12 protein-coding genes and 2 pseudogenes are annotated in these 13,422 nt (G+C 39.7%); 13 read left to right on the forward strand and 1 reads right to left on the reverse strand.

Annotated elements, in window-relative coordinates; genetic code table 11:
- Positions 1-18 precede the first annotated feature (18 nt).
- Positions 19-1,953, forward strand: coding sequence for a VirB4 family type IV secretion system protein (locus BG04_RS28160; RefSeq protein ID WP_034656063.1), 1,935 nt, complete (start codon positions 19-21; stop codon positions 1,951-1,953).
- Between the two features lie 3 nt (positions 1,954-1,956).
- The gene (locus BG04_RS28165) at positions 1,957-3,072 is read left to right on the forward strand and encodes a bifunctional lytic transglycosylase/C40 family peptidase (RefSeq protein ID WP_034656066.1); all 1,116 of its coding nucleotides are present in this window, start codon (positions 1,957-1,959) and stop codon (positions 3,070-3,072) included.
- Positions 3,073-3,219: 147 nt separating this feature from the next.
- Here BG04_RS28165 and BG04_RS28170 read toward each other — a convergent pair.
- A pseudogene (locus BG04_RS28170) lies at positions 3,220-4,448 on the reverse strand (IS110 family RNA-guided transposase).
- Between the two features lie 381 nt (positions 4,449-4,829).
- Between BG04_RS28170 and BG04_RS28175 the strand changes: the two are divergent.
- The 11 genes and pseudogenes from BG04_RS28175 (at position 4,830) to BG04_RS28225 (ending at position 13,269) form a co-directional block, all read left to right on the forward strand.
- On the forward strand, positions 4,830-5,414 hold the full coding sequence (locus BG04_RS28175; RefSeq protein WP_034656087.1) for a MerR family transcriptional regulator: 585 nt from the start codon (positions 4,830-4,832) through the stop codon (positions 5,412-5,414).
- A 10-nt stretch (positions 5,415-5,424) separates the two neighbouring features.
- The gene (locus BG04_RS28180; RefSeq protein WP_034656085.1) at positions 5,425-6,312 is read left to right on the forward strand and encodes an OmpH/Skp family outer membrane protein; all 888 of its coding nucleotides are present in this window, start codon (positions 5,425-5,427) and stop codon (positions 6,310-6,312) included.
- Between the two features lie 247 nt (positions 6,313-6,559).
- On the forward strand, positions 6,560-6,817 hold the full coding sequence (locus BG04_RS28185; RefSeq protein WP_034656083.1) for a hypothetical protein: 258 nt from the start codon (positions 6,560-6,562) through the stop codon (positions 6,815-6,817).
- Positions 6,817-7,194, forward strand: a complete 378-nt coding sequence (locus BG04_RS28190) for a hypothetical protein (protein ID WP_034656081.1) — start codon at positions 6,817-6,819, stop codon at positions 7,192-7,194. Before BG04_RS28185 ends, BG04_RS28190 begins: the two co-directional genes overlap by 1 nt.
- Positions 7,191-8,387, forward strand: a complete 1,197-nt coding sequence (gene mobP2 / locus BG04_RS28195) for a MobP2 family relaxase (RefSeq protein ID WP_034656079.1) — start codon at positions 7,191-7,193, stop codon at positions 8,385-8,387. The genes BG04_RS28190 and mobP2 overlap by 4 nt, the downstream gene beginning before the upstream one ends.
- Entirely contained in the window at positions 8,387-8,827 is a 441-nt protein-coding gene (locus BG04_RS28200; RefSeq protein WP_034656077.1) for a hypothetical protein, read from the forward strand. The genes mobP2 and BG04_RS28200 overlap by 1 nt, the downstream gene beginning before the upstream one ends.
- A gap of 33 nt (positions 8,828-8,860) precedes the next feature.
- Entirely contained in the window at positions 8,861-9,136 is a 276-nt protein-coding gene (locus BG04_RS28205) for a hypothetical protein (RefSeq protein ID WP_034656074.1), read from the forward strand.
- Positions 9,129-10,229: pseudogene (locus BG04_RS28210) on the forward strand (ArdC-like ssDNA-binding domain-containing protein); the annotation flags it as partial. The gene BG04_RS28205 and the pseudogene BG04_RS28210, both read left to right, overlap by 8 nt.
- A gap of 299 nt (positions 10,230-10,528) precedes the next feature.
- The gene (locus BG04_RS29180) at positions 10,529-11,563 is read left to right on the forward strand and encodes a hypothetical protein (RefSeq protein WP_051975678.1); all 1,035 of its coding nucleotides are present in this window, start codon (positions 10,529-10,531) and stop codon (positions 11,561-11,563) included.
- A 79-nt stretch (positions 11,564-11,642) separates the two neighbouring features.
- On the forward strand, positions 11,643-12,638 hold the full coding sequence (locus tag BG04_RS28220) for a toprim domain-containing protein (protein WP_034656071.1): 996 nt from the start codon (positions 11,643-11,645) through the stop codon (positions 12,636-12,638).
- On the forward strand, positions 12,631-13,269 hold the full coding sequence (locus BG04_RS28225; RefSeq protein WP_034656069.1) for a restriction endonuclease: 639 nt from the start codon (positions 12,631-12,633) through the stop codon (positions 13,267-13,269). The genes BG04_RS28220 and BG04_RS28225 overlap by 8 nt, the downstream gene beginning before the upstream one ends.
- The last annotated feature ends 153 nt before the right edge of the window (positions 13,270-13,422 follow it).

The raw sequence follows: 13,422 nt of genomic DNA on the forward strand, positions 1-13,422 counted from the left end.
AGAGAGGATGAAACCAATATGATGTCTATTCCATTTCGTAAAAAAGAGAAAACGCCTGAACAAGAAAAACAAAAGAAAGGCTATAACCCACGCTTAATTGCCCAAATTCAGCCGCAAGGAGGCGTGAGCTTCAAAGAAAATCTGACGCGCAATGGTGACGGGTATACCACATGCGTTCATGTATACGGCTACCCAACCAACGTGAATAACTTCTGGTTAGCCCCGATTATGAATATGCCGAATGCGATTACGACCCTTGATGTGATCAGTGACAACCGTAAAGAAGTCGTGGCAGCCATTAGTAAAAATATGAGTGAGCAAAACGCTCGTCATATTAATGCAAAAGAAAACATTGATCGAATGGATGCCCAGGAACAATATTTAGACATGAAAGACTTGTACCGGCATGTGGTGAATGGCGAAGTCATTAAACGTGTTCACCTTCGTATTTACCTTGCAGCTAAAACGATTCCTGACTTAGAACAACACGTGAAAGAAGTCATTCATCACCTTGAAACCCATAACTTCCGAGGATCCATTTTCTTAAATGAACAAGAGTATGAATGGGAGTCGATGGTCACGCCTTTTCATATTCAAAAGAAATACCCTAATAAGCGAAAAGGAAAGGAAATCCCCGCACTTGCGTTAGCCGGAGGGTTTCCTTTTCATTTTATGAAACTAGATGACCCTTATGGAACATACCAAGGGACAACAGGAACAGGCGGCAGCGTCATTTTTGATTTGTTTCATAAAGACGAACAGCGAAAAAGTTACAACGCGGTAATGATTGGACGCATGGGGGCTGGAAAATCGACCTTCCTCAAAAAAGTCACGATGGATAACGCGATCAAAGGCTATAAGATCCGTGGACTAGACATCGTTGGAGAGTTTAAAGACCTTGTGCAGCAACTGGGAGGAAAGCAGGTTTCTCTTGATGGATCGGAAGGGCAAATTAATCCCCTACAAGTCTATAAAACGGATGAAAAAGAGACGCTAAGCTTTACGCATCACTTGTCTAAATTGACCATTTTCTACCGTTTTATTGCGCCCGAAGCAACAGATGCAGAACTCAAAGAATATGAAAACCTTCTGCGGAAGTTTTATATTGAACGGGAATTATGGGATGAAGAAAAAGGCGATGTCAACAATATTACAAGTCTTCGTCCCGAAGATTATCCCACATTTAGTGATTTTTTAGCATATATTCGCGAAGAACTTTATGCTGACCTTGAAGAAAAGATCCATCATGCTCACTTGGGAGATGGGCGCAGAGATCGATTAGAGCTCATGGAGCTAAACATTATTAATCTCGTGGAAACCTACGCGAATTTATTTGATGGCATTTCAACGATTGATAATTTCGCAGAGGAACAAATCGTGTTCTTTTCGCTTCGACACTTATCAAGTTTGAAAAGTGAAATCTTTCAAGCGCAGCTGTTTAATGTGATGAACATGTTGTGGGATAACATGCTCCAACAAGGAGCTCCTCAAATGGAAGCTTACGGGCGAGGCGAACTTGCCTTTGAAGATGCCATTCGTTACCTTATTGTCATTGACGAGTCTCATCACATCATCAACACAAGAAAAGGAAATGAACATGCCCTACAGTTTCTAGGTAAATTTAGCCGAGAAGCACGTAAATACTTTGGCGGATTAATCTTTGCGAGTCACTCCATCCGTGACTTTGTGCCAGAGGGTTCGGATCAAACAGCCATCGAGGAAATCAAAAAACTATTTGAATTTACGCAGTATAAATTTATCATGCAACAAGACCGAAACAGCATTGAAACGATTCAACGCGTTTTTGGAACGGGGATCACATCCAGTGAACTTGAGGAGATTCCGAAGCTTGCCACAGGGGATGTGATCTTATCCATTGATGCCGTCAAAAACATTCCTTTCCATATCGAAGTGGATGAAGAAGAGAAAGCTCTATACGGAGGAGGTGCGTAAGTCTTGCATGTCGTTTTGCATCTCATTCCTAAAAAATATTTGATTGGGGGCGCGTTGATCCTGTTAGGATTATCGGGCCTCTTACTCATGGGAACCTTTGTCGCCATAACAGGCGGATTTGAAAGCGAGAATGAACAAGGAGAGGTAACAGAAATTGAAGGTGGAGGCATTGGAGTTGGAACGGCGAATGTGTCACCAGAAGTCATGAGGTATCAACCTTTACTTGAAAAATATGCGCAAAAGCATGGTTTAGATAAATCGTATGTGCCGATTATGATGGCACTGATGATGCAAGAAAGTGGCGGAAGAGGAAGCGATCCGATGCAAAGCTCAGAGTCCTATTGTGACGGTACGGTTGGCTGTATTAAGAGCCCAGAATTATCAATTGATAAAGGGGTTTTGCACTTCAAAAGTGTACTAGAAAAAGCGAAATATGATTTGAAATTATGTCTACAGAGTTATAATTTTGGCGGTGGTTTTATCAATTTTGCTATGAAACATGGTGGAAAATACACGCCAGAGTTAGCGATTGAATTTTCTAAAATCCAATATCAAAAGTTAAAACATACAGGGAATTATCACTGTGTGCGTCCTGAAATGATACCCTACGGGGCATGTTACGGCGACGCATTGTACGTGTCTGCGGTATTGAAATATTACACAGGAACGATTGCGGCTGATGGAAAACCTACGACTCCTTCAGGTGGTGGAAGTGGAAATAAATCCGGTGTGAAAGTCATTGAAGCAGGTGAAACCCTCATAGGAAAAACACGTTATGTTTTCGGTGGAGGACGCTCTCAATCTGATATTAACGCAGGACGTTTTGATTGTTCAAGTTTTGTGAGATGGGCGTTTGAACAGGTAGGTGTGAATGTCGGTCCATTGTCTGGTGTCACAACAGATACCCTTAAAACGCAAGGGCAAGCGATCAATCCAAAAGACATGAAGCCCGGTGATGTGGTGTTCTTTGATACGTATAAGATAGACGGCCATGTGGGCATTTACGTGGGTGACAATAAGTTCTTAGGTTGCCAAGGAAAAACGGGCGTAGCTATTGCGAGTATGGAAAAAGGCACCTACTTTGGTGACAAATTTAACGGACGTGTAAAACGATTTTAAAGACCTGCGGTAGTATGTCAACTGAAAAATGAAAGAACGTAAAGTTATCAAAGGGCAATTTACTTAAAAAAAGCATCACGAAACTAGACCAGTAACGAATGTTATTTACTGGAAATTATTTGAAAGGTAGCGATGACAAGTTTTATGTCATATTTTCACGCCCCTTTCTGGCGTAAAGAGTTGGTGACTGCGTAGTAGCGCATCCACCAATCGCACGAGTTTTCTTGCGGTTAGAACGAGTGCACGTTTGTGTTGATGTTTTGGTACTTCACTGTACTTTTTCACGTAGTAATCCCGGTAATCTGGAACTTGCTTTCGTACGGAGTTGGCGGCTTCAACTAAGTAATATCGCAAGTAGTGGTTACCGTTACGTGATAGGGACGTGTCTTCGGCAGTAAAGCGCCCAGACTGATGCTTTCGCCAGTATAGACCTGCGTATTTTGCTACTTTAGCTTCATCATCAAACCGGTCTATTTGGCCAATTTCAGCTATGATACCCGCAGCGAATACGGGACCAATGCCAGGGATGGATTCAAGCGTGTGTGTCAATCCAGCCATCAGTTTTTTGATCGCTTTGTCAATTTCTTTTATCTGCTTTTGGAAGGTGCGAATGACCTCGATCGAGGTCCCAAGTATCACATCCATGGAATCTTCCACTACCTTGTCCAAGCGATACGAAGATCGCACGGCTTTCTGAATGGAGGTTGCCACACATTTCGGGTCACCAAATCGGTTTTTCCCTTTCTCTTGAAGGAATGCTGCTAGTTCCTCCAGTGGTAGGTGGGCTAGTTCTTCCAAGCTGTATTTCTCTAAGAAAAGCTCCATCATTGCGTTACCGAAGACCGAGGAGTCTACTTCTTGAGAGAAAGTATTACACTTATAGCTTAGGTGTTGAAGAAAATGCTGCTTTTCTTTGTCATCATACGAATGAGTTGGTAACGGGACCGAGTCAGTTGTTGTAAGGCCACGTATTGGCTTTCTTTGACCACTGACATCTGGTTACGTCCAAAACGTAAGTAATCCGCAATGATAAAGGCATCGATTTCATCTGTTTTGTTCATGTCCGAATAGCTTTTCTTAAAATTAGCTATTTGTTTAGGGTTCATGACAAACACCTTGGCACCGAAGACTTTTAAGTCTTCATCATGATGGAGAAACATCGACGGGTGAAAACTATAGACCGATGTAGATTCTAAGCCAATCTTTAAGACGTCAACTTCTTGATCGCCTATGCAGTCCAATAAAAGCTCTTTAAGCAACGTCGCGCCTGGTAAGTCATTGGTGACGGTAAAGGCATTCAGCTTTTCTCCTTCACCATTTAAAATGCATACTTTCATATCAAACGAACTTACATCTAAACCAACAAATAATCTCACGGGAGAGACCTCCTTTCGATTTAGAATCACTTGGCATTTCCTTGGACGTCTCGAGATATCTCTAGTGTGTACGCCGACCAACAACCTCGTGTATCAGAGCTTCCCCTGCATTCGAAAGCCGCCATAGAGCTACTACCCTCTAGGTTCGAATGACAGGCTGCTCAGCCTGCGAGTAGGGAGTCCCGCGCGTTCACTGAGAAACAGTCTTACATTGTGGTTAATCCACAGGAGAAAGAAGAATTGTCCCAAATGATCCTATGATCATTATCTAGAAATATCTTGAGACATCCAAGTAATATGTTATTTAGTTTATTAATTAATATGGAAACAGATCTTAGCTCCTAAATAGGGCTTAAATATAATATACGAGGAGAATCCACAATGAAAAATAAAGCTGGTGTCATATTATTTGGAGCGCTTGCCGTTGCGATTGCAGGCGTGACCATTTGGAATATCTACCTCAATCAGAATATCTCTCAAGCGACAGCTTCGAAACAACTTCAAGTCACTAATGACACATTAAAACAGGAAAATAATGAATTGAAAAAGCAATTGAATGAGGTGCTTCCTTCTGCGCAAGAACAACAAAAGCGAGCGTACCTAGATACCGTCAAACAGTTTATTGATGTGTCCTACCATCGTGAAAAAGAAGGATTTGAGGAACGAAAAAAGATTGCAAAAGCGATTATGGACAAAGAACTTTATGCGCAATTTTATCCAACAGAAACCTTTGATTATGGCAATACGTATAGCTCCAACCCAAGTGACCTTCATCTTTATGTTCAACAGTTTGATGGGGGGCAAGATGAGGTAAAAGTGATCGCAGAGTTTACCAATCATCTGGTTATCAAAGAGGAAAATGTAGACGATCAAACGCATGACATCATTCAGGTTTTATTACGAAAAGAAGAAAAGAAATGGGTTGTTTATAGTGTCGAAGAATTAAAAACAGAGATCTTGAAATGAGGTTAACACATTGACAATTAAAAAGAAACTAGACGATTACCGGTTTAATTTACGGAGAAAACAGTCATGGAAATACACAGTCATTTTAGCCTTTTTCTTTCTTGGTTTTTTGTCTCTCTTAACGTCAAAATTTTATATTCATACGGACGACAGGCTCTATCATACGAAACCGTTTGAGCCGATTTCGACGGCAGGAACGGGAAATATTACGCTTGAAGAACGTGTGTATTATCCAACAGCCCATGCATTGGATATGGTGGTGAAAATCGATCAAGGAGAGGATGAAAACCTCTCCTTTTCTGCGATGGAAAAAGCAAACCCAAACGTGAAATTACCTGTGAAAGTCGTTTATGAAGATGAAGGATATTACGTAGTAAGAGTAAATAATTTATCGCCTCACTGGGAAGCACTTGCCTTTGATTTGTATCAAGAAGAGGAAGAGAATGAAACGGTGAACGTGGAGGATATGACGAGCCACTATTCAACAGATACAGCTGAAAAAGAAGACAGTCAATCATTCCTTACAACCCTTTATTCCGATCAAAAGAAGACGAAACAAGGGAAAGGAAAGAGCCTTCAACAGAAGCAAGACTATTCCCTTTTAGTAAATGCATTGGAGAAAAAAACAGTGAAAAAGAAAATACAAAACTATGAAAAGGCCATGGCTATAGAAGCGAAACAAAAACGTCAAATCCAACAAGAAATGAACGAGTTACAACGTGATATGAAGTACCAAGTTGATGAGGAGAAAGCCGATACAGAATCAAAAATTGCGATGAAAAAAGATGCAATTCAATCTAGTGATGAAAGCATTCAGCTCTATGAAGATGAGCAAAAAAGTTTGCAAGAAAAGCTGAAAATGTTGAACGAAAAAGAACAGGATTTGGTCATGAAGTGAAAAAAGGCATGTTAACAGTAGGTTCACATGCCTGATTTTTTATCTAAATTTTGTATTTTTTGAGGTTCGCAGCAGGTTCACATAAGTGGTTTCAGGTTCACAGTAGGTTCACAGGAAGACGGTTTTCTTGACCCCATGGTTTTGCTAGGCTTTGCCTAGCCCCACACAGTCTGTGGGGGCAAAAACCCCTTATGCTCTTCTCTTTTTTTGAGGGGAGAGCACTACTAAAAAAGAGAGGGAAGATAAAATGGAGATTAAAATACGAAATGTAGATCCAATTGCCGTTAAAAAGATAGATGAATTAGCCAAGAAAAAGAAGTTGTCTCGTCAAGAATTTTTAAAAGGTCAGCTTGAAACACTTACGTTATTTCAAGCACAAACAGACCGAGAAAAGGAGTTAGAGAATCTGGTCCATTTCAATATTCAAACTGTAGAAAAATGTACAGAAGTCATGGAAACGATGAATCAATTTATCACAGAATTAATGGAGGGAGATGAAGAGTAATGAAACAAAGAAGAATGGTTTCTTTCGATATAAAAACGGACGAATATCTTCAAGAATATATGAAAGAACAACAATTTCGTTTTCCTGGAGATGCGATTGCTCGTATCTGTTTAGAGCATCAAACACTACAAGAAGAAAAACAAGAAACACCAAGTCAGATTGTACCTGTTCCATCTGTCGAGGAAATGGTAGGAGCCATCGCTGAAAAAATAAATCAACTCATGGAAACGGAGCGCCTCTTTCTACGAAATGAATGGTTTTGTATGGAAGAAAGCATGAAGCGATCGATAATGGAAATCTTTCAAGAAGTAGAAGAAAAACAAGCTGCCAAACGAGGAGAATTGGTAGCAGCTATTTTAGAAAGGTATAACCGATGAGTGTAGCTTCTCTTACACCGGGTGTCGTACTGAAAACAAAATTCATTACAGCCAATCAAAAAGCCTTTCAAGATTATGTAGAGTATGTCGATCGTGAAGAAGCCCAAAAAGAAGAGAGTCCTGAGCTACATTTTTCACATTATCATGATTACATGGATAACCCTGAAAAGACCTCAGCGTTATTTACAAAACACGCTGATCAGTTAAACAAAGAAGAGAAGCAACAATTAAAAATACTGTTTGAAACCGCACAAAAAAATCAGAGTATCATGTGGCAAGATGTTATCACCTTCCATAATGCGTGGCTCGAAGAAAATGGGCTATATAATGCACGTACTCATACAGTTAATGAACAAAAGTTAATGCATGTGACTCGTCAATCAATGGAGGAAATGCTTAAAAGGGAAAAGTTAGATCAGTCGGCTGTTTGGTCGGCTGCTATTCATTATAATACCCAAAACATTCATATTCATATTGCCACCGTAGAACCAGACCCTACACGCAAACGAGGAAAACGAAAACCTCAAACATTAGATGCAATGAAGTCTAAAGTAGTAAATCAAATCCTAGAGCGAGGCGATCATCAAAAAGAAATTAATGAGTTAATTCGCACTCACATGGTAGATAGAAAGAAACAAGATTCCTCGATAACATGGAAAAACCGCCACATGAAACCCTTGTTTCTACAAATTTATAATCATCTACCGGTTGATAAAAGACAATGGCAGTATGGATATCAAACCATAAAGCCCCTTAAACCTTTAATCAATACGTTAAGTCAACACTATATTGAAAAACATCATCAAAAAGAGTACCAACAGCTACTTAACAAACTAGATGAAGAGGTCAACGAATTAAAGAAAGCTTATGGAGAAGGAATAAGCGATCAAAAACGATATAAAGATTATAAGCAGAATAAAATCGATGAGTTATATCAGCGAATGGGCAATGCTTTTTTACAAGAAATGAAGGCTTATGATAAAAAGCAGCAGCGTGCTCAACGTCTTATCGAGCATGTAAAAACATCCAAACGTCCAAAAGGATTTCAGCAGCATGTGTCGATGCATGCATCCTTAAAAAGAATAGAACGAGCTTTTAAAAGTGAATATGAAAGTTGGAAAAACCAACAGCACTATGAACGATTACAAAAAGAAATCGAACATAAACATACAACGGAAAGAGGGTATGAATAATGGAAAAACAGAGACGTACCATTTCATTAGATACGGAAACAGACGAGTATATTCAATCTTATATGGAAGAGCATCATTTTCGTTTTCCTGGCGAAGCCATTATGGATATTTGCCAAAAGTATCGAAACGAACAAAGTAAAGAATGGTCATTGAAATATATTTCTGAAGTCGTCAGTCAAAACTTGCATGACGTACTAAAAGAGGAACTTAAGAAGATCCGTCTTGGCACAAACGCTACGGATAAAAATACGCAGATTTTAATTGAGTATATGAATGGCTTATTTGCTTTCCAAGGTTTTAAAGGACTCATTACTACTCAAATGCGTGAAATGGATAGTACGAGAATTGCACGAGAATTAGTGGAGGAACGTATTGCTCATCAGCGACAAAAACGAATTGATTGGGAAGAATCAAGAGGGAAATCTACATCTACTCAATGAATAGATGTAACGAAATAGAAGGAGGAAATAAATATGTTTTTTCAAAAAGATGTGGTGTTGGTATCAATCAAAGCGATTGGTGAAAAGAGTGCGATTGTACAGTATCGCGATCAAGAAGAGGAAGTGTTTTTTACACCAGAAGAAGCGAAGGAGTTTCATCAATATATCAGTCATCTAGGTGATATGTTGATCCCGATGAATATCAAAACGAAGAAGCTCTTTGTCGAAGTAGATGAACCTTGGGATCAACAAGAATTAGAGGAATTAAAAGAAATCTCTTATCAAAAGGAGAACGAGAACCATGAGTAAAGGATATGTAAAAAAATCAGCTGAAGAGAAGCGAAAAGAAATTGAAGCGCTCACTAAGGACATGGATAAACGCGTCGAACAGCATTTTCATTCACCAGAAGAATTGAAGGATTACTTATCTTTTATGGGTAAGTTTTATCAATATTCCATGTCGAACACAGCTCTTATTCAAGAACAGTTTTTTGGTGCCCAAGCTGTTGGATCATTTAAGTTTTGGAAAGACAAAGGGTTCTCTGTCAATAAGGGAGAGAAGGGCATTAAAATTCTTGTACCAAACAAAACGGTACCTAAATTTAAAGATGAAAATGGAAAATGGAAGTCGATTAATAAAGCGAATGTTCAAGAGAAGAAGCTTATACAAGATGGAAAAAAAGAAGTGACTCAAGGCCGACTGTACTTTTCAGTCGGCCATGTGTTTGATGTCAGTCAAACGAACGTGAAAGCCAGTGATTTACCTAAGATTTTCCCGAATCGTTGGTTAGAAGGAAACGTGGAGGACTACAAGGTACTCTATAAAGGGATGGAAGCTATTGCTGAAAAGAATGGCATTTCCATTATTGCACCAAAAGAAGAACTAGGCAGCGCAAAGGGTGTGAGCTATACCCTAACAAAAGAAGTAGCCCTCAACCCTCGAAACTCTGAAAAACAAAATGTGAAGAGCCTGTTGCACGAATTGACACATGCCAAGCTTCATACAAAAGAAACACATATGAACTATACGGCGGCAGAAAAAGAGTTTCAAGCTGAAATGACAGCTTATACCGTTTCGTCTTACTTTGGAATCGACACGAGCTCGTACTCCCTCGATTACCTGTCGAACTGGACGAAGGGGAAAACCTTTGAAGATAAAACTAACCTGTTAAAAGAAGTACATGAAACATCAGCTGAGTTTATTGGAACAATTGAAGATACCTTAGTGAAAGAAAGAGAAAAAAATCGGTCTCTTGAAAGAGAGGCAGATGACCAAGAACCTCTTTCTCCTCAAAATGTGCATAAAAAATTGAAGGAAGGATATGAGGCTTATAGAGAAAAACAGCAGAAGGAATCCTCGGACGATGTAAAGAGTGTGTTCGAACGTGTGAGAGCTGAGGAAACCTATTATTCAACCCAAGTCAAAGTCATTAAAAATGGTTGGATGACGAAAGAAGAAGTGGTGAAACTTGAGCATCAAATGGATTCCGTGACGAAGAAAGATGAACAGGGAGTTATACATGGTCAAATTCAAAAAGAGCCTCTTACTTTCAAAACACATCATGAAAAGGTGCATCAGCCGTATTTTCAAAAACGAACAGGTACCGTTAAAAACAAAAAAGATGAACAGGAAATGGAAAGATAAGCGAGCGTACACGCTCTTTTTTTATGCCTAAATAAAACTTAAATGGAGGAATAACGATGAAAAAAGTGACATCTCTTTCAAATGACCAATTTAATACCCTTATTGTGGATAAACGAGCGTTAAAAACGTTTATGAAACACCCACAGAATGAAAAAATTGAGGCAGGATGGGTGAATGTCAGTGGTGAACAGCTGCAAGACATTCCTTCTGGTGCGATCTACTTAACACAATCAGCATTAGGAGAAGAAAAACCGCAGGTTTTACTTGTGTCGACAGATGAGAAAGGACAAAAACAAGCGTATGAAAGTGACACAACCATTGAGTTTTTAAAGAGTCATGATGTCAGCCCTGTGCTGCCACAAGATCGGGACCAACAGTTACAGGTGAGTTATCGAAAGTTGTTAGAGGCGCATGAGCAAGAACAGCCCCAACATGTCGAAAGTATGTTGGAGCGTGTGAATGCCGAAAAAGACTATGTACAGTTAAAAGGTCTCACGTTAAAAGAGGGCATGTTTACAAGAGAACAAGTGGATGCGATGGAGTCTCGTGTATCCGTTCATTACTACGACCAAAAACAAGTGAAGGAACAAGGAAACTACCAAGATGATTACAAACAAGAGATCCTTCAAGAGTTGGAAAAGCCACCTGAGGAGGCACAGTATCAAGCAGCCTATAAACAACAGATGCTTTCACAGTTAGGAATCATGCGAGAAAAACCAAATAGTAAAGAGTCATCCAAGCAAGAAGAGCAGGAAAAACAAGTAGCTGTTCAACTAAAGGCGAAAGAAGAGACACCACAAGAGAAAGAGCACCGTTTGGCCAAAATGAGAGAATTTGAACAAAAGCATTCGTTTGATAAGGTTTATAAGTTGAAAAAAGAAGTGCTGAAGGAATTAAAAGGGTTAGATTTGACGGATTCGCAACGTGAAACGCTAACCAAATTGGAAAAAGCCCTAGATACGGAGAAAAAGGATCATGACCAACAGAAAAAAGAAGAGAAATCACAAAATGGCTTTGTGAAATTTTTCGCACGGAAAAATGGTGCACATTCTAAGACAAAACAACAAGATTCACATAAAGTAGAACGTTAAAAAAAGCAAAAGATGGAATAACTAGAGAGGGATGAACCCCTCTCTTTTTTCATAGGGTGAAAAGGAGGGGGGGAGTGAGATGGAAAAACGCCTTTATGTCCGAAAGGAGGAGTCTATGAAAGCCAGAGACGTCGATTTGTTGTCGTATTTGGAAGCCAAAGGCGAAACGTTTGTCAAAGAAGGACAGTATTACCGCCATACCAAGCATGATAGTCTGCTGATTAAAGGGAACATGTACGCATGGAATAGCCGAAATGAGACAGGGTATGGAGCCATCAGTTTCGCGCAAATGTATTACGGGATGTCATTCCCACAAGCTGTCTTAGATATTAATAAAGGCGACTATAAAGAAGTTGCTCATTCTCATGAGCAACCATCAGTTTCAACATCAAAAGAGCCTTTTCGATATCCAAAGGAATTAGAGGTACAGGATCAAACGAAAGCAAAAGAGTATCTCATTAAGGAACGGCACATTGATCCTCGGCTCGTTCATTGGCTCTTTCAAAAGGATTTAATTGCCCAAGACAAACGCAATAATGTGGTATTTAAATGGCGAGAACAGGGAGGCAAGGGGAAAGTCATTGGGACGGATCGACAAGGAACAGTGCCGATGAAAAATAAGCGTGGTTCCTTTAAACAAGTTCTGCCCAATGATAACCCTCATACGGGCTTTTCTGTTGATGTAGGAAAGCCGACGAGCATTCATTTTTTTGAAAGTCCGATTGATCTACTTTCCTATTGGAGTATACAAGGAAAGGGATTGCAGAATACACGCCTTATTAGTATGAATGGGTTAAAACCGAAAACCGTTGCGCAGTCGTATCTTACAGCTCGGCGTGAAGGACTTCCCATTAAGGAATTGATTTTAGCTGTGGATCATGACCAAGGAGGAAAGGAATTTATCAAGAAAATGAAACAAATCGTCAATGCCGATCTCATTAAAAAGAAACTACCGTCTACAGGCAAGGATTGGAACGATGAGCTGAAAAAAGGAGCGAAAGAAAAGCCATTTTCCAAATACTTTTCTTCTTCGCGAACCAAACCCAACGAACAGGAGCGTTCCATGAATGGATAATTTTATTATCAGCATCGGATGTTTTCTTGTTTTTGTTCTTGTATTTAAAAGCTTGCTTTTTCTTTATCAGGTTCTTCGAACGCGTAAACAGCAGAAGGCCTTATTAAAAGCTGATATGCCGTATATTGATAAAATGGATGGGCGGCAATTTGAAATTTATCTACAAGTTCTTTTTCGACATTTAGGCTATCATCCAGAAGTAACAAAGCAGTCTGGTGACTTTGGCGCTGATTTAATTATGGAGAGAGATGAAAAAATTGTGGTTCAAGCGAAACGATACGGCTACAAAAATCGAGTCAGTTTATCAGCTGTGCAAGAGGTATACGGGGCGAAAGCCTATTATCGAGCTAACCAAGCATGGGTGGTGACGAATAGTTATTTCACCAAACAAGCCAAAGAGTTGGCAGCTGCATGTGGTGTAAAGTTGGTTGAACGTGAGGATCTGCAAGAGCTCATTTGTGCTATTAACCCCACGTTCGAGGCAAAAGAAATCTATGAAAATGTCACACCGGAAGCGCGTAAGTGCCCAACGTGTGGTAAGCAATTAGTAGTGCACCAAGAAAAAGAAGGTCGCTTTTTTGGCTGTTCGTCTTTTCCTTCTTGTCGTCATACCGAAAAAATAAATAAGTAACGGTAGTAGCAAAGAAATAGACGGTTTTTAGAACGCTGAAATTTGCATCGAATGGGCAATTATACGAGAAATAAAAGTTAATTTCGTCAGAGAGCATTTCTCTGCATGTCAAAATCGATAATTTAATAGGTTTTTATTCATAAATGATTGTTA

The sequence above is a fragment of the Priestia megaterium NBRC 15308 = ATCC 14581 genome, from assembly GCF_000832985.1.
GTDB classification, from domain to species: domain Bacteria; phylum Bacillota; class Bacilli; order Bacillales; family Bacillaceae_H; genus Priestia; species Priestia megaterium.